We start from the raw sequence: 23929 nt of genomic DNA on the forward strand, positions 1-23929 counted from the left end.
CGTTGAGTAATGAGAATTATGAAAATGAGAATTGTGAAAGGACTTACTTCCATTTCTACCCATATTTTATTGCTCCTTAAAATTTGAAATATTCTTTTGCGTTGTTGTAACAAATATTTTGCACCATCTGCCCAATCCATTCAATATCGTTTGGTAGTTCTCCTTTTTCGATTTCGTTACCCAAAAGATTACAAAGAATTCTACGGAAATATTCGTGTCTTGGAAAAGATAAGAAACTACGTGAATCCGTAAGCATACCCACAAAACGGCTCAAAAGTCCCATGTTTGAAAGAGCATTCATTTGGCGTTCCATTCCATCTTTTTGGTCTAAAAACCACCACCCAGAACCAAACTGAATTTTCCCAGCGATTGACCCATCGTTGAAATTACCAATCATCGTAGCCATTAATTCATTGTCTCTTGGATTGAGGTTATAAATAATGGTTTTTGCTAATTGGTCATTTTCATCTAAACGACCTAAGAATTTGGATAGTCCCTGTGCTTGTGACCAGTCGCCAATTGAATCCCAACCGGTATCTGGCCCCAAGGTACGCAAAGCACGGCTGTTATTATTTCGCAAGGCGCCCAAGTGAAATTGTTGCGTCCAACCCAATTCATGGTACATCACACCCAAAGCATGAAGAATGGCAGATTTATAAGTCAGCGCTTCTTGAGACGAGATATTTTGTTTTGAAATTACTTTTCTAAATACGTTATTGGCCGCTTCTTCAGTGAAACTAATGGCATAAATTTGCTCCAAACCGTGGTCAGCTAAACGACCGCCCAAAGAAGCAAAGAAATCCGCTCGTGACCGAAGGGCCTTCAATAAGTCAGCGTAAGAATCAATCTCAATATTGGCAACTGAAGCTAACTTTTGAACATAATCCGAGAAATTAGGATTCTCAATCAAAATATATTTATCAGGACGAAAAGTTGGCAAAACCTTCGTTGTTACCGTTCCATCTTTGATAATTGCTTGGTGATGTTCCAATGAATCCGTTGGGTCATCGGTGGTGCAAGCAACTTCTACGTTCATTTTCGACAACAAACTTCTCACCGAAAACTCAGGTGTTTGAATTTTAGCCGAACATTCTTCGTAAATTTTCTTAGCATTCTTCGGACTAAGCGTTTCGTACACCTCAAAATAACGTTGCAATTCTAAATGCGTCCAGTGATACAATGGATTACGCATCGTGTAAGGTACCGTTTCAGCCCATTTCTCAAATTTTTCAAAATCTGATTTATCACCCGTGCAATAACTTTCGTTCATGCCATTTGCTCGCATTGCACGCCATTTGTAGTGGTCGCCGTAAAGCCAAATTTGGGTTAGATTTTCAAAATTCTTATTGCCCGCAATTTGGTCGGGTGGTAAGTGGTTGTGATAATCAATAATAGGCATATCCTTAGCAAACTCATGATAAAGTCGGCTGGCCGTGGAGGTTTGGAGAAGGAAATCTTCGTTTAAAAATTGTTTCATTTTGTATGTAAATATATCGAGATAGCAACTCGTGTCGCAGTGTAATAGTAAGTCACTTACAGCGTTTTACTAAGGTTAAAAAATGCTTTTAAAGAGGCAATAGGATAACCAATAGCATTGCCACGAAAATGGAAATTATCTGATTATGCCTTTTGATTCTATAAAGGGGCATTTAGGGATTTTTTACTGTAAAAATTTATTTTGAGGTATAATTTATGTAATGAAGGAAATGCAAAGTTAGGATATCTTTGGAGGTTACATAAATTGTTTTGGGAAGTTGTAAGAAATACTTATGTTTGCAGATAGATACAATATTTCAATACTCAGATGAGAATTAAATACCTATTATACTCTTCTTTCTTGTTTTCCCTTTCTTGTAATTTAAAGGCAATTTCAACAAAAAGCTAAACAAATACTTATTCAAAAAATATATTTAGTTAAGGTAAACAAATTCTATCTGACGTTCTACGCAACCCACCGTTTAAAGGATCGTACAAGTGATACAGAAAAAATCCTCTCAAATATTAAATTCAAATAGCAATTATGATTATTAATAGGTAGAAACTATCAAAAAAAGCCGATGAAATCAATTCAGCGGCCTTTTCAATGTATAAAAACAAATATTTATAAATTATTTGAAACAAGTTCAATGGGATAAAATGGAAATTTTGTCTCGTCAGACAAAACTGTAAAACCTGTGCTTGCCGCTTAGGCAATAATGGTGCGGTCGTATTGGTCTTTGTGATCTTTTATCATTTGAATTTCGTAGAATTGTTGGGCATGTTCAGGCGTAATTTCTAAAACCTGAACTTTTAAATTACTCAACGCCTGTTGAAAAAATGTTGCAACCGGTAGGTTTATTTTTACTTCCTTAGGTTTTGATTCCAATAATTGAGTAATCTCTACCAACGAAATAGCACTAAGATATTTAGGGCAATCACTTTCAAGAATTTTTACTATTTTTTTGCCATTTTTCTCAGGTCTTCCGCACGCATTCAGAAAAATATGTGTGTCTAAAAGGTAGCTCTTCATTATTTTAAATCATCGTCAAAAAGTGTATCGGACATAAAGATTAAGTGTCTCCCTGTTCCTTGTTTCACTTTGGGCCTGCCTTCTGGCTTTCTCATTACCTGTTTAACAGGCACTTCTTTTGGTTTTGTTGTAGTTTTCATGGTCTTCATTTTATAAATTTCTTATACAAAAATACAAAAATAGCGTAAAAATTAACTAATTTTTACGCTATTAAATTGACCCAATAAACCCCTACTTCTCATAACCAATCCCATCCCCAAAAGTAAACAAAGCATATCCCTTCGGCTTCATAAATCCTGGTATATCAGACTGATTTTCTAAGATGGCTTTCTGTGAAATTGGCGTTGTAAAAGGCATTTTTCCTGTTGGATTAAATGCCCCACTCACTACATCCAAAATTGCATCGGTCGTGGTGCCGAAAGTTGCCAAAACCGTTTTTAAGTTTGCATTATCAATCTCCGAAATCAACCATGGACTTGTATAGTTAATCACCACAATCGTTGGTTTTGCACTCGTTATTTCATTCACTCGAGCCACGTCAATTTTATTTTTGGATAAACTAATATCAATTGGGGCAGGACTTGAATTGAATAAACTTCCGCCGTTGGGCGTTAGCCATAGCAGTACTACATCAGCTTCTTCTTTGGTCGAAACAAAGTCAAAATTCCATTGATTATTTTCTGGTTTTATAACCGTAAATGGCGTTTTTGTTCTGCCATTATCGTAGTAAGATTCAAAATAAACTTTCGTCGGGCGGCGTTCCGTTTTTGGAGCGATTGGAAGAACTTTTGCCTGATTTCTTAATAAAACGATAGATTTTCTCATGGCTAAATCTGCCCGCTTTTGGAAGTTGGCATTACCCACAATTTTCTCCGCTTCTGCAGCATCCACGTAAGGATTTTCAAAAAGATTTAAAGTAAATTTTTCTCTCAATAATCTTGTAACTGATTCATTAATTCGGGCTTCTGAAACCATGCCTTTCTTTACCGTTTCTAATAAAAGCGTTGGGTCGGCAGAACCAGAAAATATATCCACGCCACAATCAATGGCTTTTTGATAACGTTGCAAAATTGTTAAATTTTCAACGCCCCAAGGCATCATTTCAATCGGGCCAGTATCCGAATTGATGATACCTTTGAAGCCCATTTTGGTTCTCAATAAATCTTTGATAATGGCTTTGTTATACGCAAAAGCTATTTCTTCGTATTTCGTGCCAATTGGTTTTGCGTAATAAGGCATAATGGATGATGTACCTGCATCAATGGCCGCTTGGAAAGGTTTGAGGTGATAATCAAACATATTTCCTGGGTAATGTTGGTCTTTGCCCCACTCAAAATGCGGGTCTTGCCCTTCCACTTGTGGTCCTCCGCCTGGGAAATGTTTGGTGGTAAGAGCGACAGATTTTTCGCCCAATTTTGTCCCTTGAAAACCTAATACTATCTCACGAGTCATATCCGCTACTAAGTTTGCATCTTCCCCAAAAGTGCCTTCAATTCGTTGCCAGCGAGGTTCGGTTGCCAAATCTGCCATGTATTGATAGCCTTTGCGGAGGCCAATTGCTGCCCATTCTTGACGAGCAATATCCGCAAATTCACGGGTTAATTTCAAATCTCGCATGGCGGCTAAACCCAATTCACCCGGCCATTTTGAGAAAACAGTCGTACCAACGCTGAGTCCGATGGAAGCATCAACGGTAATATGATTTCGTGGATTAGAAGCGATGATGGCAGGAATTCCCAAGCGTGAATTTTCGCAAAGAGCTTGGAGATTATTCGCCCATTCTGCCAAAACTTTAGCGGAAGTATTGGCACGTAAAATGAAATGTCGTAAATGATTTTTTGTTACGCCTTTGGTGGTGCCAGCGGCTGAAAGCATGGCGTAAGGTAGTGGCTTTTTAGAAAACATATTCATGCTTTGCACCAAGTCTTCTTCATTAAATCCACTCGTAATTTCAACTTTGGGCGCATTTTGTTGGAAGGAAAAATCACCCGCTAAGCGAGAAGTACTGATGAGCATAAAACCCACTTTCTCCTCAATCGTCATTTTGGCAACTAAATCTTGAACCCGTGTTTCAATTGGTAAACGCCAATCTTCATATTTATCAATTTTTCCATTTTGATTTAAGTCTTTGAACGTTAAGCCGTTCTTTTTCAGAATCTTAGCGGTTCTGTAACCTAAGTTTGGTTGGATTGTTTGTTGAGCCTTGACATTTGCGAATGTTAAGGTACATAAAAGCAAAAGGAGTGATTTCATGGTTTTAATCTTTTATTTCGGTTGTTTTTTTTATAAAAGATTATAGGGTATAGTTTTTTACTTAGTTTTGAAATATCATTCCGCCGAAAAGTGAATCTGTGGTAAATACCCAACCCTAAAAGTTTCTACATAACTAAAAGGAGTCAAAACCTCCACTTCTTGATTTTGTACAAATCTCAAAACTTTCTTGTAGCCAGCAAACGACCATTCATAGAGTTTTTGCTGATGCCATAAATAAGCGCTTGATTTTTCACCAAAAGAGATAAAAGTGCCATCGGGTAAAGTTGCTAAATTTGCTTTGAAAGTCTTTTGAGAACCGTTGGAGTCTAACCTTTCCTGATGAATCAAAGCATCAATCGTATCAATTTTAGTCTCTTTCCCTAAATCATATCGTTGACCGTTTGCCAATAACCAAAGGGTTTTGAATCGTTTAAAATCTGGATTTCGACAAAATCCACACGGGCGATGTCCAGCCGCAAAAGCGGTAGTTTCATCCAAGAAAAACAATTCCGTCCAACGATTCGGAGTCATCACTTTTCTTTGGAAATTTTTGTATTCCAACACGCACGTTATCCAATATTTTACGGCATGATTTCTAAGAATTTTCTTGTTTGCGTTGTGGATTACCCCTCTGTTTCCCGTCCACGCACCATGTTCGGGCGTGGCGGTTAGCGTGCTGAAAGGGCTTATTCTGTTTTGTAGGGGCATATTTTCTTGAAGGAAAAGTTGATTAGCCACCAAGGCACGAAGTCTCTACGTTTTAAAAGAATGAATCAAAAAAGATAGTGATGAACAGTCTTCGTCCATTATTCATAGTTTGGACGAATGCTATTCATCCTTACATTACACTCTTAAAAAAACTTAGAGACTTTGTGCCTTGGTGGCAAGATTATAACCTAAATTACCTAATCCATTACCTCATAAACTAACATCGGCATGGCTTTATTTTTCAAAGTTACTTCTCCTACTTTCTTGCAATTAAAGGATTCTTTAACTTTCAAATACGCACTTTCATTGATAATGATTTGCCCTGCGTTGGCAGTATTTTGTAGGCGTTGGGCAATATTTACGACATCCCCAATCACGGTATAATCCAAACGGCGAAGGTTGGCCGAACCAATATTGCCCGAAATCATTTCGCCCGAATTCAAACCGATGGATAATTGAGGTGTAAAAGGGACGGGATGAGCCGTTTCGGGCATTTCTTCAATCTGTTTTCTGACTGCCAAACACGCATCAATTGCCCTATCTAAGTGATATTCTCCTCTGAAAATCGCCATGATGGCATCGCCCATAAATTTGTCGATATATCCTCCCTGAGCGATTATTTCCTTCACCATTACATCAAAATAATTGTTCAATAATTTCACTACGGCATCGGGCGTTTCATTTTCGCTGATTGCCGTGAATCCACAAATGTCAATAAAAACAACGGTGGCTTCAACGGTTTCATTGAGCATAATCGACGATTCAAATTCACGGCTTCCCATAAAATTCAACACCGTTTCGTCCACGTACATCCGAAGAATATTGTTTTCTTTGATGGCTTTCAAGGTCTCACGTATTTGGGCAACGTGCATAATGGTTCGTTCGATTGTCACCGATAAATCTTCGAAATTGACGGGTTTTGTAATAAAATCGAATGCGCCTCGGTTCATGGCAATTCGGATATTTTCCATGTCGCCATACGCTGAAACGATGACTGATTTGATCAAAGGCGAAGATTCATTCAGATGGCTCAATAGGGTTAATCCATCCATTTCGGGCATATTGATATCACTCAACACGATGTCAATATCGGTGTTTAGTTGAATTTTATCCAAGGCATCTTGTCCATTAATAGCAAAAACAAATTCGTATTTTTGTTCTCTTATTTTTTGGCGGAATTTCTGTTTAATGAGCATCTCCAAATCTGGCTCATCATCTACTACTAAAATTTTTGCCATTAGCGATTAATTTTTAATTTTTCTTTAAGTATTGTAAAATCAACGGGTTTATTCAAAAAATCATCCGCCCCCAACTCTTTGGCAAGGTTATAATTTTCATCGTCACCGTAGGCTGTTATCATCATTACTACGGGCGGTGGTTTTAGGTATTCTTGTTTTATCTGACGCAATAATTCAAGTCCACTCATGCCTGGCATATTGATATCAGAAAGTATCAAAACGGCTTCCTGCTCGTGTTGATGCAGGTATGTAAGGGCATCTTCGCCCGAAAAAGCAAAGACCAATTCCACTATTTTTTCTCTGATTTCTTTTCTGAATCTTTGCTCAAAAAGGGTTTGAATATCCTTTTCATCGTCAACTACTAAAATCTTCATGCTATTTTATTTATTGGGTAATATAACAGTAAATTCTGTAAATTCATGTGCTATGGTTTCAATTTTTAATTCTCAACTATGGGGCCTTAGAATAGCATAATTCAAATTTGGAAAACATGGCTCAAGCCTTACTTAGCTACTTATTAAATGCCAGAAAAGGATGAGCGTTTTTTGATTTTAGATTGGTAATGTTACCGTAAAAATAGTTCCTTCACCTTCTACACTCTCACATTCAATCATCCCGCCGTGTCCTTTCGTAATAATATCATAAGCTAAACTCAAACCTAAACCCGTGCCTTCGCCTGTATTTCTTGTGGTGAAAAAAGGGTGAAATACTTTGTTTCTTACGCTTTCAGGCATTCCAGTTCCATTATCTTTGATAATGATAACTATTTGATTATGAGATTTTTGTGTAGTGACTTTGAGCATAGGGGCGGCAAATTTTATCATCGCAAAAAACGAATTACTGAATATATTAAAAAGGGCTTTTCCAATCTCTTGAGGAATTATATTGAGTTTGGGAAGTTGTGAATCACTCTGAAATTGAAGCTCGACGATAAATTCTTTATTTGATTTGCTAAAAACACTTTCGGCAAGTCGGAGTTGTTGTTCAATTAATTTATTGATATCGGTTAGCTGAAATTGTCCAATATTCATTTTTGAATGTTCGAGCATACCATTCACAATACCGCTCGCTCGCTGCCCGTGCTGATAAATTTTTTGTTGGTTTTGGTGGATATTATTCACTAATTCTCGAATCAATGTTTTATCTAATTCCGATTTTTCTATTTCATCATTCAATTCTTGAACGAGTTCTACACTCATTCCAGAAAAATTAGTGACAAAATTGAGTGGATTCTGCATTTCATGGGCAATTCCAGCGGTGAGTTCGGACATGGATTTCATCTTTTCTCGATGAATTAATCGTTGCTGAATTAGCTTTTGCCTGAAACGGAAAAGGACAAAGAAATAACCACCAATGCCTAAAAATGCCAATACGTACATCAACAGCATGGGAATAAACCACCATTTATGGATAATATCCCCTTCAACAAAAAACTTAAATTGGGCAGGAACATCTCCCTTCTCACCCGTTTTTACCAAAAACGTATAGTTACCTCCGTTCAAGTGAGCATATTGTGCTTGGCTACAATCTTCGCACTTAATCCAAGTGTAATCTAAGCCTACCAAATAGTAGTAGAAGGTTTTGTTTTTGGGGATTTTCTTGTTGAGGAAACTGAATTGAAGATAATTTTGATCGAAAGCTAATTTTGGTATTTTATTTTGCAAAATATCAATATTACCCGTGCCAAAACCTACTTGATTATTGCCATACTTAACAGCCGTGATTTTGGTTAAAGTATCACTTTTTTGAGCATATAATGACATAACAAGAACAAATTCTAACAAAAATGAAAAGATAAACGATATATTTCTCTTCATAAAATATTAAGTTAATTGTTTTCAATTTTTTGGGAAAGGTAAAAGCTATAACTGAAAAATAAATACATCACAATCCTTACCAAAGCAAGTAGTATGTAATATTGCAGAACTAAATTCTGGGAATAATTCATGATTGCCAAACTAAACATTTCAAATGAACCAAAGAGGTTATTGAAAATTAAACCAAAACAAATCCAGACGATTGGTTGGTCAAAAATCTCTCTTTCGAGGTTAATTTTAAATAGATGATTCACCGAAATAAAAGCGGAAATCACAATAAATATTTTGACGATAAAAGTTGAAATCCCAAAATTATTTAGACACGTAATGTACTGAGAGTCAATTAAAATAAATAGCAAAAGCAATACTCCTATCATCAAGAAAATATTTCTATTGAGTCTGGATGTTATGGTTTGGCCAATCAATAAAGTAACGGTAATCGTATCTATGGCAGCCAAAATATAACCAAAGATAAAAGAAGAAATGATGTTTGAAATCTTGAGAATTATCAGTTGTAATAACGTTAGAATAAGACCAAATATCAAAAGCTTCAATAATGCGTTTGTATGCTTAAAATAAAAAAAGCCGAAGCATAAGGGTAGTATCACAAAATAATTTGCCCCAGCATCTAAAAAACTGGCTAAGTCCATCAATTCCATAGATTGTTGTTTTTCGTGGTGCTGAAAATATTAAATCTTACTAATCCATACAATTGAAGGGAGGACAACCCGTTTCGGGTGCTAATCTTCCTGCGGCTACGTTAAAAGTTGAAAAAGTTGTAGCTGAATCCGTTGTGCCGCTACCTTGAAATAATAAATTTATAAAACTTTGCTGACTGCTATCTTTTGTATGAACGGCTTTGATTTTTATTTTTTTCTTCTCAACACCAACTTCGTTTAACATGGCTAAAACATCATTTTTTTCTAAGAAAAAGCCATTTGGATTGAATGAAACATTTTTTTTATCATTAAAATCTTTTTTGTCAGCAACGTCAATGGTCATTTTTTTGTTTAAACTCGAAAAAGCCATTGGCGTTACTTCACCCGTATTTCGATTGGCGGCTCTTACCGTAAAGTACAATTTCTTCTTATTTTTTACATTAAAAGTAAAAAGTAATTGTTCAAATTGACCCCCGGTATTATTGATGTAATCCATAAATTCAGAAATGTCAATAGCCCCTAAATCGGATGACAAATCTTTGCTTTTTAGCATAGCTTCACTTTGGGTCGTCATATCCGTTGGTAAAGCAGTATTCAATTTAAAAAGACTACCTGTTTGAGCAAAAGTTAAATTGCATATTAACAGGAAAAGTGGGAGTTTGAAAGTTGTTTTCATGGAGTCATCATGGGTTGAAATTTGAGAATTTAAATATGTTAAAAATACACAGAAAAAAATAACGATTCCTTTATAAGATTGGAAAATAGCTCTATAATTTATTAACTGAAAATGATAAGTGGCAAGCGTAAAATATCTGTTATTAATGTATAAATATTTGATTATCAGTAAATTATAAAATTCTTAAAAACAGATTTTATCCGATTCTATTTCTTGAGATTTAACTATTCTTAGATTGGTAAGGTCACTGTAAAAGTTGTTCCTTCTCCCTCAACGCTTTCAACGTCAATCGCCCCATCATGTCCTTTCGTTATAATATCGTAGGCTAAACTTAGTCCTAAGCCTGTGCCTTCACCTGTGGGTTTTGTCGTAAAAAAAGGTTGAAAAACTTTCGCTTTTGTAGCTTCTGACATCCCGATTCCATTATCTTGTATTTTTATAATAACTTGATTGTCAGTATGATGAGTACTAATCGTCACTAATGGTTTATAATTAGCCCTTTTATTAGATACTTGTTTAACAGCATAAAAAGCATTATTAATGAGATTTAATAAAACTCGCCCAAAATCCTGTGGGATTACTTTAACTTTAGGAAGATTCTTATCAAAATCGGTTTTAAAATCATAATTAAACCTGATTTCAGCATTATTGGATTCTTTGGCTTTTAATCCATGAAAAGTAAGTCGTAAGTATTCATCTGCTAATGCATTAATATCTGTCAACTCTTTCACGCCTGTACTTGTCCGTGAATGCTCTAACATTCCTTTAACAATGCTACTCGCCCGATTGCCATGATAACTAATCTTCTCCTGATTTTGGCTTAAATCGTCCAGTATGTCATTTACAATTTTTTGGTCAATGTTGAATTTTTGCATCTCCGCCTTCAATTCTTCGGCTAATTCCATGCTCAATTCTGAAAAATTATTGACAAAATTCAAGGGATTCTGAATTTCATGGGCAATGCCAGCGGTGAGTTCTCCAAGAGAGGCTAATTTTTCGGATTGAATCAATTGAGCTTGCGTTTCCCTTAAATTATTGAGTGAATGTTGAAGTTCGGCGGTTCGGTCATTTACTTTTTGTTCAAGCGTCATAGCGTATTGAATCAAATCATCTTTTGATTGCTTTAAAGATTGGGTCATAAGGTTAAAATTGGCGGTAATATTGCCAATTTCATCGGGATGAACTATGGTAACTTTACTGGTTAAATCGCCCGAATTAACCTTTTGTACACCATCTAAAAGTCTTTGAAGTGGGTCGGTCAAAGTATATCTCAAAATTCGTGGCAGGATAAAAGTTAAGACGAATATCGAACAAAGAATAATAATAATTAATTTGGTTAATCCTGTTTGTTGAGTCGTACTAATTTCAACTTCGGTGGGCGGTAAAAGCGGATAAAAAACCAACGTTACCATCATCAATACGGTCATAACAATGATGAATGTAAAGCCAATCATTTTGGTTTGAAAACTGGTAGGAATAGCTCCAAAATTGATATAAACAACCAACGCTGTTAAATTTCCAATCCAAACAATCAAGAAAAAAGTCCAATAACCAATGGTACTATAAAAACCAAAAATGATAACAATCACACTGGTCATGACATAGCCAAAATTCAAGATAGCCATGTAAAAACTCCCTTTTGCTGATATTTTTTCTTGGTTTTTGTTAAAATATATTGCTTTCCGGATACACAGAATCATTGCCAATACGTTTATTACAAATCCGTATCCAAAAGCTATTAAGTTGAAAATCAAGATGTTACTTTTATTGTAAAATTCATTCCAAAAGGTTAAAGTGGCAACAATGCAAGATATAAAAATTGAAAGATATAGAAATGTTTTCCGTTCTCGTTCGAAGGGATTACCGACAAAAAAATACAGAAACTGTAAATAAGCGATTTCCAAAATACAGAATGAGGGAATTGCCCAAACCGAAACATCAAGTTGATAAATTAGGCTTCCAACCATGGACGGATGAAGGCTGTACCTCAATATATCAGCCCCCTGCCATAGAAGTTGACCTAAATAGAATAATTTAAACCACTTTTTTGAAGGAGTATTTTCTTTTAAATTATTGATGAAAATAAATGTACCTGCTACAAATAAAAATAGTAACAACGACATAACGGTATGGGTATGCAAGAGAAAGACTTTTTCCATAAGTTTATGAAAGGGCAATAAATTAAAATAGTATTTTCGGTGAATTTCTCATGGCATTAATAATCTTATAAGTTACGGAAAACGAATAAATTGCAAATTGAAATGCCATGAGAATTGATTGAATTATTTTAACCCATTTACTTTTAAAGTAAATCCGTAATCTTCAAATTTTTATCCCAATATTCCGTTAAAAAGATATTATTTGGGTCCATTTTTGTCCGTAAATCTCGCCACTGTTGCCACTTTGGATATTGTTTGCTGAGATAATCTATGCCTTGATTGCTATCGGGAGCGGGAAAGAATTTTGCCCAGTGTGGACGGAAGTTATATTTCTCTAATTCATTCCAAAACGGAATATAATAGTCTTGAGGCGTGCCATCTTGGTCGTTGCCAAACCAATAAATATCAATCCTGATAACGTCCATTTTGTAGGCAGGAGACATCCAAAATAGGTTGCTTCCCGCTGCGTAAATTTCAGTCGAAAAATTTCCTGCATTTTCAGGTCTTTCAAAAAAAACGTTCAAATCGTTCATGACTGCCTCGGTTTGGTCGATTGAAATCCATAATTCCGTAAACCAAACTGGAAACCAAGAATCACTGGCTTCATTATCCATTGGCAAGCCGTTCCACCAAATGTCTTGAAAGGTCTGGGGTTTATCAATGGGTTCAAAAATTTTCAAAATAAATTTAAGAATAGTAGGGTCAATTTTTTCCGCAAAAGCCTCAATAGCTTCACGGGTGCGAGGACCAACCCCGAACAGTTTTTCTAACCAATCGGGCCAATTATCAAGCCACGAATAAATGTAGTAAACTGCCATATTAGCAGGGGTATAATCATTTTTGAAAGGGAAAGGAGGTAAATCGTTGTAGGGTTTTGATTTAAAATTTTGCCAATCTGGCGTCTTCGAAACTTGCGTTCCTGTGGCTTGCCAAACGGTCATTTTATCAATTCCTTTCTGGGGCCACCACATAAAACGAGAGTAAAGGTTTTCTTGTTTGAAGAAGTTTTCAACACTCAATTTAGCAGGGGAAGTTGATGTGGCTGTAACACCCGATCCGAATAAATCTATGGAACATTCCGTTGTGAGCGTTGTAATTTCATTGCCATAAATATAATAAGATGGAATGCACTGAAAAGTAACGGAAACGACAATGCCCATCAATCCTAAATTGGCAAATGCTACTCCATAAAACGCATCATTCTCATCGTCAGAGCGGTTTAAAGTTTTGATAACTGCATTATTACCATCAAAATGAGCAATATCTACACTTACAATCGCATCTTCAAAATTGGCATGAACTGAGCCTCCTGATGAACCTGTAGCAATGAATCCGCCAATGGTTTGGTGCGAAATTCCACCCAAATCAGGTAAGGCCCAGCCTGGATTTGTATTCGGAATTCTTTGACCATCCTCAACATCAAATGGGTCAATTTGATAGACTAAGGAATTTTCAATTTTGGAAATGCCCGTTGGGTCGTTTGGGTCTAAACCAAGATGACACCCCGCCTGAACTTTTACAATACCTTTTTCTTTATCAAAACTAAGTATTTTATTCATTTCGGCGAGGATGATGTACAGATATTTGCCGTATTCTTCATTGGTTTTTACCAACGGAATGGAGTGTGCGGCACCTCTCACAGAAATTTTTTGATTGTTTTGATGCGCTTGTAAAATGAGTTGTAATACTTCATTATTACTGGTAGGCATATTATAATCTACGCCATTGATGTTTTTTTTCATGATGTTTGAGGGTTGGGGAGGAAATTAAGCAATTAAGAATTTATCGAAAAAATAATAATTTTCATACCAGTAAACAATCCATAAAAAATAGCTAAATAATCTAAATATGAGCCAGGATAATATTCATGGCTTTGCTGGTTAAGTCATGCCATGAGTATTTTTTGTCTAAATACTTAGCTCAATTTCAAAAGAAATATTTCCAATCTTCGTCTTTGCATCGAAGATTGACTTTATCGTTTCATGAATATTGGGAGTGGGCATACTCTTGAAGATTAAAAGTTTGCAATCAAATTAAAAGGAGAAAATTTTAATTGTATGAGGATAATTGCAAGAAAATAGTTAATGCCTTGAAAATGAGTTTATTAATAATTGAAGTTACTCAAAAAAATGATATATTTATTTATTTTAATATTTTTTATAGATTAACGTAAGTATTTTTAAATGATAATCGTAAATTCTGTTCCTTCGCCTTCTACACTTTGAACGTCAATGGTGCCGCCGTGTCCTTTAGTTACAATATCATAAGCCAATGAAAGCCCCAACCCTGTGCCTTCACCCGTTGGTTTTGTAGAGAAAAAGGGTTGAAAAATCTTGGCTTTTATGGCTTCAGACATTCCAGTGCCGTTGTCTTTTATCGAGATCATTACTTGATTATCCATCCATTTTGTACTTATAATAACTATCGGTTTATAACTATTTCCTACTTCTTTATTTTCACTTTCCTTTTTTCCGACCGCATAAAAAGCGTTGCTTATTAAATTCAACAAAACCCGCCCAAAATCCTGCGGAACGACTTCAATTTTAGGCAAATTTTCATCGAAATCTGTTTTGAAATCGGCATTAAATCGAATCGTCGAACCGTTTTTATTTTTTGCTCTTAAACCATGGTAAGATAAGCGTAAATATTCATCGGCAAGAGCATTAATATCGGTTAATTCTTTCGTGCCTGTGCTTGTCCGTGAATGTTCCAACATGCCTTTCACGATGCTACTCGCTCGCTTGCCGTGATGGGAAATTTTTTCAAGATTTTGGGTAATATCAGCAAATAATTCATTTTCCAAATCCTCATCTTTTGTGTGTCTCTGCCCTTTTGTCTCTTTGTTCCTCAAATCTTTCAACTCTGCAAGTAATTCAACACTCATTTCCGAGAAATTATTGACAAAGTTTAAGGGATTCTGTATTTCGTGGGCAATGCCAGCGGTGAGTTCGCCCAAAGAGGCCATTTTCTCGGCATGAACCAATTGCGTTTGGGTGGTTTGAAGTTCTAAAATGGTTTTTTCGAGTGATTCTTTTTGCTGGGTTAACTCGGCAGTTCTTTCCGCTACTTGCTGTTCGAGGCTGTTCTTTTTAGCTTCCAGAATCTGCTTTTCCAGCTCATTTTTTTGTCGTAATGCTTTCTCTTTTTTGTTTTGTCTTTGTATATAAATTCCAAAACCAACTAACCATATCACCGCAAATCCTCGAATATTTTTAAAAGTTTCATCATAGTGTTCATGAAATTCAGGCACAATTAATTTAAACACATCATTAATAAAGATGGAGAAAATAAAGGGAACAATGGCAATGGCTAAGGTACGAGTATTGGGATTTATTTTGGATTGATTGAGAATAAAAAAAATGAGCAATGATAGAAGTTCAAAATAATTATTGGTGAAAAATTTAATACCAAAAGATTCACTCAACAGCAATATTCCCGCCATGGCTACCCATGAATAATTGAAGATTTGGTGTAATTTGGGTAACTGCGTTTCTGTATCTAAAAAACGAGTAATAATTTTTACAACACCAGCCGTAACAGCCACTGAAATAACAATATCTCCGTAATCCATAATCTTTTGTAAGTTAATTAGGTTGGCTTTTAGTAGAAAAATACTTTATTTTGGATGAGATTTTTCCTTCAAAATCCCTCCCGTTGCTTCTTTTATAATATGTACGTAAACGAATGCGTTGGCATCAATATTGATCACAGCATCATGTATTTGCTTAATTTCCAGTCGAGTAACAATCGTTACAATAATTTCCGCATCCGTTTTTATATCGTAACTATTGGGTAAATAGCCCTTTTCACCTTTATAAACGGTAATACCTTTTCCCAAATCATTGACCAATAAATTCTTAATTTCATCGGGTTTTGAAGAGATAATATTAACGGCGGTAAATTCTTCAATTCCATCAACTACGTAATCAGTGGCACGAGAAGCCGTAAAGTAGGTAATGATAGAATACATAGCAGTTTCTATGCCAAACTGAAAGGCTGCAACCCCAAAAATCAACGTATTAAAAAGCATGGCAATTTCACTGTTTGATAGCCCCGTTTTGCGTTGTGTGAAGACATTAATTACTTCAAAACCATCTAATAAACCACCCCCTCTTATCACTAATCCGCTTCCGGTTCCAATCAAAATTCCTCCGAAAATGGCAATCAATAATTTATCTTTAGTGATGGGTTCAAGATGCACAAAAATGAGTCCCAAAGAAAATAAAATGACTGCAACGGTAGTATGAACAGCAAAGGTTTTTCCGATTTTTTTATACCCAATATAGATGAATACAGCATTTAAAGTAACCACAAAAATACTGATGTTGATTTTTAGAATTTCGTGGAGTAAAATAGAAATACTGGTAACGCCGCCATCCAAAAAACGATTGGGAATCATAAAACCCTTCATGGCCAAAACGGCTAAACAAGTGCCAATGAAGATTTGAAAAATATTTTTTAAATTCAATATACTTTTCCAGTCTATGGTATCGGTTAGATGTTTTTTTGTCATAATTTTTGTGTTCGTTTATGGAAAAATGGAACACCGTTGGGATTCGGTGTTTTCCATCTTAAATTAGCGGAATTTTATTATGTTTCAAAAAAAAACTTAGTCCATCATCATCAAAGCCACGTAGGTTTCAATGCCATCCCAAAGATTTTTGATTCTAATATTTTCATTTTCAGCGTGTTGATTGTTGTCATGGTTCGCAATCGGAACCGTAACAGTGGGCGTTGAAAGGTATTTGTCGAAAACATAAAGTGGTAAACTTCCGCCCGAGCTGGGCATCAAAACGATTTTTTCTTTCATGGTTGATTGCACCGCTTTAATGACATTTTGAGCAATCGGTAAATCCATTCGAGTGCGTTGTGCGTTATAACCTTCCTTCGCAATCACCCGAGCAATGAGTGGATATTTTAAACGTTCTTCATCGGTAATGCTCTCATTTTGAGATACATAATACCCCTGAGAACGGATATGTGCAATCACTTTTTGAACTTGGCGTTGCGCATCATTTCCCAAAACTAAACGCAAATCTAAAGCTGCCGTGGCGGAGGTTGGGATGATATTTGCCACCATTTTTCCAACGTTAGCACTCAACAAACCACTCACATTTAAGGACGGCTGACTTATTAATTCTCCCAAAGATTGTCCGTTCCCTTCTGCTCTGACGAAGCCCAATTCTTCCCGCATTTGATCTTCGACGGGTGGGATATTTTTCAAGGCAGTTTTCTCAGATTCAGTCAAAGGCGTAACATCGTCATAAAAACCTTTTATCAAAACTTGACCATTATCGTCCTTCATCGAAGCCAATAATTTAGCCAATAACATTCCTGGATTGGGAGCCCAATTGCCGTAATGTCCGCTGTGCAAAGGACGTTTGGAAGCGAAGACTTTTATCTCCATATTCACATCCCCACGCACCCCAAAAACCACCTGCTTTCTGCCCGATTGATGCACTGGGCCATCGCAAATTATCCACAAATCTGATTTGAGTTTTTCTTTATGTTTATCCAAGATTTCTGCCAGATGCGTAGAACCAGCTTCCTCTTCTCCTTCAAAGAAAAATTTGAAATTGATGGAAGGAATCATGCCCGTTTTAACCAAAACTTTATAAGCCGTAAGTATCGAAAAAACGCCCGCTTTGTCGTCAGAGGCACTTCTTCCATAAATTCGCCATTCGGGATTGACGGATTCTGTGGGTTTCGGGAAAGGGATTATCTTGCCATTTTTTTCTAATGAAGCATTCAGAAACACGGCTTCAAAAGGTTTTATGCCCTCCGCCCATTGGTTTGGATTGACGGGTTGACCGTCGTAATGAGCGTAAAAAATGATGGTTTTCTTGGCATTTGGCGTATTGATTTCCCCAAAAATGGCAGGAGGTACGCCTTTTGTTTTTCCCTCTAAAAATTGCGGTTTTATGCCATTATTTTCCATCATTTTGGCAATATAAGTAGCAGTTTTTTGTATGCCTACCGTATCATAAACCACATTCGGAATGGATAACAAACCCATGAATTCTTGCAATAATTGATGTTCGTTGGCTTTGCGGTAATTTTGAGCTTTTTCTTGAACGGAATTCTGTCCGAAAGTGCTTATTTGTGATAAAATTAGAATTGTGAGGAGGAAGTTTTTTTTCATGGGGTCTGGGGAGTTGATGTTTTTACAAATATAAGGATATGACTTGATTTTAATTAAAAAAGACTGGTAACTCTTGAACGTTACCAGTCTTTCCAATTAAAATAATCTAGAATCAACTTATAGCTTTATGATTTTATAAACCACTTTTTTATTATCTCTTTCGATTTGGAGGAAATATTGTCCCCTTGGATAGTTTGAAAAGTCTAAAATTATTTCGGAATTATGGATATTTTGTTGCAAAATCTGCTTCCCAAGATTATCGGTAATCTGTAAAGTCGTATTCTTAAAATTATCATTTTGAATCGTTATTTTATCGGACGTTGGATTGGGGAATAATTTTATTTCAAAGTCTGAAAGTTCTTCATTAGCGGTGATGAGTTCGATTTTTACGATGCCTATTCCTGATACTTTACCTACGCAATAAGTATCATTTACACTGAATACTTTATAAACAACTGGACTAAGGGGGCTTAGTTTTATAATAAAAGGAGTAGCTGTTGCTCGATAAGTTGTAGCAGATAATTCTTCAAGCCCAAATTTGACTGACCACGGAGCCGTTCCTGTTAAATTGATTTTTACGTTTACGGGTTTTCCTTCAGAGAATAAGTAAGTTGTAGAATCCAACGTAGCAGTTGGTGCTTTGAATGAATTTAAGGAATAAATGTTGGCAGAACTACTAACGTCTTTATCGGATGCAATTACTCTGATACGATAATTATCTCCTTCGGGTAAATCTTCTGGAATATTGACTTTTAATGGACTTTTATCACCTTCGGAAACAATATCTCTAAAGTTTTCTCCATTTTTATCAGAGATTTGTGCGGAGAACTTATTAGTTGCGGAGAAAGTCCCCTGTGCATCAAAATACACGTATTGTTGCCCTCCTGCACAAAGATAAGTAGCTGAGTAAACACCAAAATTAGTATTAATACTTTTATCTGTAGGTGGATTTACGGTTACAGTGGCACTACCCGAAACTTTACCAATGCCACAAGAATTAGTGATTGATTTTAAAGTGTAAGTAGTTGTTTTAGTAGGTTTTACATTTACCAATTTTCCGTAAGAAGTGTAGCCTTGTGTATCATTAGATAATACATAAATAGCATCATCATAATAGGATTGATTATTTTTGCTATTATTATTTACTACTGAAATATAGGTCTGTTGTCCAGCGTTTATGATTGTATTGCCCGATATAGTGGCATCTGGTAGGGTTATTACTGAAAGATTATTACTAAACATCTTTGTTACGATTGGCATGGTTGAACTCACTTCAAGCTGATAAGCATCAAGCACTAAATTATTGGGAATCTTCAACTTTACTTCTCCTGCCAACATAGAAACTTCATTAATATTAAATCTATTTTTCTTGCTATCTATTAATGTAAATTTAAAGGTATTACCTGCATCAAATTCACCAAAACTTGAAGCATTTACTATTAAATCTTTTCCAGAACAAATCGTATAAACATTCAATTGATTAACTGTAATAGAAGGTTTTATGGTAACTTTTACACTACCAGTACCCACTCCATACCCACAAGTATTTTCAATAGATTTTAAGGTATAAGTCGTTGATTTTGTGGGTGTAAATGATTGATTATTATCGTAGGATATAATCCCACGAATAATTTGGTCTTTATCATCTACTAAAATTGTGTTTACAGGGGTTGTGCCAGTAACGGAATATTTTAAATTTACCGATGTTCCTCCCTCAATAGAAACCGCATTTGAGCCATCAGAAGCAGTCAAATTTGCTTTAATGGGCAATTTTGCTTGAAACCCTAAAATTTGAGAATACACTTTTACAGCGGTATTACTCATAAGTCTTAACAGATAGTTCCCTTCTTTCAAGGTGGATGGAATTTTAAATCTTATGGGGTTTTCGGACGAATTCGTAATTAAATCCGTGAAAACAGAGTCTTTTTGTAACGCTATTTGAAGATTAAAAGTGACATTTGGTTCTTTAACTCCACTTATTTGATAATTATAATTGTAATAACTATCCGTACAATACACGGTATTATCCAAAACCGAGTATAATTTGAACGGAACAATATTTATTTTGTAGGAATTATTTGCAGCAGTTCCTATTCCACATTCATTTGAAACGGATTTTATTGAAAAATTGGTACTACTTTTGAATCGTCTAATGAGTTGTTGAGTGCCATCAAAAGTTGAGCCGTCGGAGAAAATAAATGAAGCTGGAACACCCCCTGTGCTGCCATAAATATTGAATGTAATCTCTTCATCAACCAACGTACCAAATGCTAATTGTGAAACAATTGACAGATTAACAGAAGGTTTTGTATTTATCGTGATATATGGACTGTCACTTATCGTGGTGGGGGCAGATGCAACTACTCTTATAGTATAATTGGTGTTATTGTACAAATTCACATCCGGAATAACCACGTCTATGGGAGAACTTTTACCTGTTCCAATTATCTTAGTTACACCGTATTGGGTAAGCTCTACTTTGTACTCGTTTTCTGTTTTAAAAGTCCCAAATGTTTTAAAGTAAATTTTGGTCTTCTCGCCAACGCATAATTTAGTAGGAGTGTTTTTTAGTGTTATATCATTGTCAGCAGGACTATTCACATAAACCGTTAGTCCTCTTGTATCAGTTGTAGAAACTGTTCCGCATATATTACTGACCGATTTTAATTTAAAAGTCGTAGTTTTTGCAACTTGTACAGGAAAATACACAGCATAATTGTTTATGCGATAGCCTGCATACGTAGTTTGACGAGTCGAATCTTCTAATAAAACTGACAAGTTGCCTGTTCCATACGTTATGAGTTGAAGCGAAGCATTGCCTTTTGTGACTAAGGTTATCGGAAGAGGACTATAAAATGACACACTTGGCAAAGTTCTAATTTTAAATGATTTTCTACTGTATGTTACTTGATAGGGGTCACTTCCATAACTTATGCCAAGAAAAAAGTTATCTGATTCAGGATTTCTATTATCTAATAAATTTTTGGGTAAGGTTACTTTGATCGTTCCATTTTCAAATACTGCTGGTACTTTAATCCTGTCATTATTTGTTCCGTAATCATTGGTAGTAACAAATGCTACGATAGAGGTATTATTTCCAAAAGTTGAATATTTTGCGGTGAAAGAATCTCCTAAACATAATTCCATTCCTTCTTTTAAAGAATCAATGACAACCCCTGGTTTTACGATTACATCCATAATATTTTTACCCACTGGACCTACGCCACATTTGCTCGTAAAAGCGGATATTGAATAACTTTTTGATTTATCGGGAAGTACCGATTTAGAAAAAAGTCCACTATATGGGGAATTGGGCGTAGTATAATCAGGATTGTAGTTAATATTGAAAAAACCTCCATCATTCAAAATAATATTCCAAGGTCCTATTCCAGTTACTTTATATTCAATAAGTACAGGATATCCCCAATATACATTTTCACTATGAGAAGTAATTTCAGCGGAGGCTTTGTCTCCAATAAATATTCTGTCTGATAAGGATGACCAAGCAGATACTGCTTTCGGGCTACTACTGATTATTCTAACATTATAAATAAATGGAGCTGCAACGTATGCAGGTAAAACAGCTTCAATATATCCGTCTTTTTCAACGGCATCAATTTCATATTCTTTGTCAGGAGAACTTTGAAGTCCAATTTTAAATTTATTAGAAGCACTTACTTTTTCCGTTGAAGAGTAAGTAATTTGTATTTTACCACCCAAACAAGCATTAGCATTCACACTTATTAATTTTAATCCAATATCATTAATGGTTAATTTTGCAGTTCCTGACACATCTCCTCGACCACAAGCATTAGTTGCATACGCAATTGAGTAATCATTGGATTTTTTAGGATAGATTAGAAAATTATCGCCAAAATTTGATATATTTCCAATGTCTATAACTGTGCTATCATTCAATACAGCCTTGACAAAAGAACCAGTCCCTTTAATTCTAAGATTTACAGATTCATAAGGATTGATAAAAGAAGAACTCAATCCTAATAAGGTTAAATTAGGTTTTACGGAAAGTGATGATATATAAAGCTCAGAACCTAAGACATTTGGCTTATTTGCAACAACTCGAATGTAATACGAATAATAATAGTTAGTCTCATCAAAATTGGCAGGAACAGTAAATTTTAAAGGGCTGGCAGTACCTTCTGTTACAAGGTCTGTCCATACGTTCTGATTTGAATTTCTGATCTGTACTTTAAAAACATTTCCCGACTCAAAAGTGCCTGTGGAAGTGAAAGGAATCGTTGTAGTTGAACCTTTGCAGATTAAACCTGTAATTTGACCAGTAGTAATTGTTTGTGCTTGAACGACATTAATACAATAGATAAAGTAAATAATCGCAGTTAGTAGTTGTTTTTTCATGGTAATTTTGTGGTAAAATAGAGAATACTATTTGTGTAAATATTTAAAAATCAAAGGTAGTAATTTTACTTATCATAATTCATTCGGAACTTACTCAAATCCGGCTTGTATTTCCGTGGGCGAGCGAGTTCATGAGTATAAATCAATTGTCCTAAATTCTTCATAAATGGGAAACCAACCGTATCATAATCGTATTTGTCATCGTTAAAAATCTGGTCATTATTGCACAGTAAAACTGCTGTCAGCATGAATTCTACACCATTTTCAAAGTCCACGATGTAGGCATTGTCCAACAGAAAACCGTAAGCGTCGCCCACCTTATTGAATATTCTCATGTTGGGATTCACTATGTCATTTTTACCACTTCCGTACATCAAAAACTTGCAATACGTGGGATAAAATTCCGTTGGATTATAGTTTGGATACGTACTTTCCGTGGGCATTTGCGACATATATTTGTACATAAATTTATAATCGTCTTCAGTCAAATTAAAACGTTTTTTGGGTTCAACGAATTCGGGGAAAAGCACCGATTTTAATACTGCTTGTTGGTCTAAAAGTGGATAGAAATTTCTATCCGTAAATTCAAAAGGAGTATTTACGATAGAATCACCTTCCATATACCCTTTTCCAACACGAATTGGATTGGATGAACTATAATTTTTCTCAGAAATAATCATTGGCTGTTGATAGACAACTTCATTTCCTAGCATGAATTTTATAGGGTTTGTTCTATGGTTTTGTTCCTTATTCATACCCACCTGTAAACGATGAAATATACGAGTATTTTCGTAACCTTTCTGATGTAAAGTTTCGTTAAAAGCCTCTTGTCCAATAAATTCATACAAGCGATTAAAAGCATCATTATCCGAAACCATTAATATTTTTTTGATGTAATGAGCTATCGAAGGTAATCCATTTTTGGAAGTCGTATCTTTCGTTACGGGCGTGTGTTTCTGAAATTCTGCTCCTGTGAACATCGTTGTTTCCTTAGTTAATCCTTTGATATTGAGATTATTAATTTTTTCTAAGGCCAAAACGCTGGCAGGGAATTTGACAGTACTGGCGGGATAAAAATATTCTGAATTATTAATCCGATATCCAAAAGAGGTAAATTTTGGACGATTTTTTTTATCTCTATTTATTTGCGTATAAAGAATTTGCAACCGATATTTATCAGGATTATCCAAAAATTCCTTAAACTGTTCGGGCTTGGTAGCCATAAGTTTCGGCAAGAAATCTGTATCAATTTTTTGAGCATTTGACATCATTTGATTAAACGTAATGAAGAAGAATAGTAAGTATATTTTTTTCATAATTGTTGTGGATGAAATGTTATTTTTCTAAGAATATATAAATGACGTGTCATTGCGAGTGAAACGAACCAATCT

At 35.4% G+C, this 23929-nt stretch carries 17 protein-coding genes; all 17 read right to left on the minus strand.

Annotation, left to right across the window (positions count from 1 at the left end; genetic code table 11):
- Positions 1-76: 76 nt before the first annotated feature.
- The 17 genes from uxaC to AC1W31_RS12665 all read right to left on the minus strand — a co-directional run bounded on the left by uxaC (position 77) and on the right by AC1W31_RS12665 (position 23854).
- Positions 77-1477, minus strand: coding sequence for a glucuronate isomerase (uxaC, locus tag AC1W31_RS12585; protein ID WP_481734804.1), 1401 nt, complete (start codon positions 1475-1477; stop codon positions 77-79).
- A gap of 708 nt (positions 1478-2185) precedes the next feature.
- Complete coding sequence (locus tag AC1W31_RS12590; protein WP_481734805.1) at positions 2186-2509, minus strand: type II toxin-antitoxin system VapC family toxin; 324 nt, start codon at positions 2507-2509, stop codon at positions 2186-2188.
- On the minus strand, positions 2509-2649 hold the full coding sequence (locus AC1W31_RS12595; protein WP_481734806.1) for a hypothetical protein: 141 nt from the start codon (positions 2647-2649) through the stop codon (positions 2509-2511). Before AC1W31_RS12595 ends, AC1W31_RS12590 begins: the two co-directional genes overlap by 1 nt.
- Before the next feature lie 91 nt (positions 2650-2740).
- A complete protein-coding gene (locus AC1W31_RS12600) occupies positions 2741-4762 on the minus strand; it encodes a glycoside hydrolase family 3 protein (protein WP_481734807.1) in 2022 nt (673 codons plus the stop codon).
- A 75-nt stretch (positions 4763-4837) separates the two neighbouring features.
- Entirely contained in the window at positions 4838-5470 is a 633-nt protein-coding gene (locus tag AC1W31_RS12605; protein ID WP_481734808.1) for a hypothetical protein, read from the minus strand.
- 197 nt (positions 5471-5667) lie between these two features.
- Entirely contained in the window at positions 5668-6708 is a 1041-nt protein-coding gene (locus tag AC1W31_RS12610; RefSeq protein WP_481734809.1) for an adenylate/guanylate cyclase domain-containing protein, read from the minus strand.
- Positions 6708-7082, minus strand: a complete 375-nt coding sequence (locus tag AC1W31_RS12615; RefSeq protein ID WP_481734810.1) for a response regulator — start codon at positions 7080-7082, stop codon at positions 6708-6710. Before AC1W31_RS12615 ends, AC1W31_RS12610 begins: the two co-directional genes overlap by 1 nt.
- Positions 7083-7259: 177 nt before the next feature.
- Positions 7260-8471, minus strand: a complete 1212-nt coding sequence (locus tag AC1W31_RS12620) for an ATP-binding protein (protein ID WP_481734811.1) — start codon at positions 8469-8471, stop codon at positions 7260-7262.
- A 65-nt stretch (positions 8472-8536) separates the two neighbouring features.
- Positions 8537-9184, minus strand: coding sequence for a hypothetical protein (locus AC1W31_RS12625; RefSeq protein ID WP_481734812.1), 648 nt, complete (start codon positions 9182-9184; stop codon positions 8537-8539).
- Between the two features lie 40 nt (positions 9185-9224).
- Complete coding sequence (locus tag AC1W31_RS12630; RefSeq protein ID WP_481734813.1) at positions 9225-9860, minus strand: hypothetical protein; 636 nt, start codon at positions 9858-9860, stop codon at positions 9225-9227.
- Between the two features lie 230 nt (positions 9861-10090).
- Positions 10091-12019 carry a sensor histidine kinase gene (locus AC1W31_RS12635; protein ID WP_481734814.1) on the minus strand — a complete coding sequence of 643 codons (1929 nt, stop codon included), beginning with the start codon at positions 12017-12019 and terminating at the stop codon, positions 10091-10093.
- A 143-nt stretch (positions 12020-12162) separates the two neighbouring features.
- On the minus strand, positions 12163-13761 hold the full coding sequence (locus AC1W31_RS12640; protein WP_481734815.1) for a D-arabinono-1,4-lactone oxidase: 1599 nt from the start codon (positions 13759-13761) through the stop codon (positions 12163-12165).
- A gap of 437 nt (positions 13762-14198) precedes the next feature.
- Complete coding sequence (locus AC1W31_RS12645; RefSeq protein WP_481734816.1) at positions 14199-15590, minus strand: ATP-binding protein; 1392 nt, start codon at positions 15588-15590, stop codon at positions 14199-14201.
- A 45-nt stretch (positions 15591-15635) separates the two neighbouring features.
- Positions 15636-16532: a YitT family protein gene (locus AC1W31_RS12650; RefSeq protein WP_481734817.1), complete on the minus strand. Its 897-nt coding sequence runs from the start codon at positions 16530-16532 to the stop codon at positions 15636-15638.
- Between the two features lie 96 nt (positions 16533-16628).
- Positions 16629-18161 carry a M20/M25/M40 family metallo-hydrolase gene (locus AC1W31_RS12655; RefSeq protein ID WP_481734818.1) on the minus strand — a complete coding sequence of 511 codons (1533 nt, stop codon included), beginning with the start codon at positions 18159-18161 and terminating at the stop codon, positions 16629-16631.
- Between the two features lie 117 nt (positions 18162-18278).
- Positions 18279-22538, minus strand: coding sequence for a T9SS type A sorting domain-containing protein (locus tag AC1W31_RS12660; protein ID WP_481734819.1), 4260 nt, complete (start codon positions 22536-22538; stop codon positions 18279-18281).
- A 65-nt stretch (positions 22539-22603) separates the two neighbouring features.
- Entirely contained in the window at positions 22604-23854 is a 1251-nt protein-coding gene (locus tag AC1W31_RS12665) for a serine hydrolase (RefSeq protein WP_481734820.1), read from the minus strand.
- Positions 23855-23929: the final 75 nt, after the last annotated feature.

This window comes from Arcicella sp. (assembly GCF_964672035.1).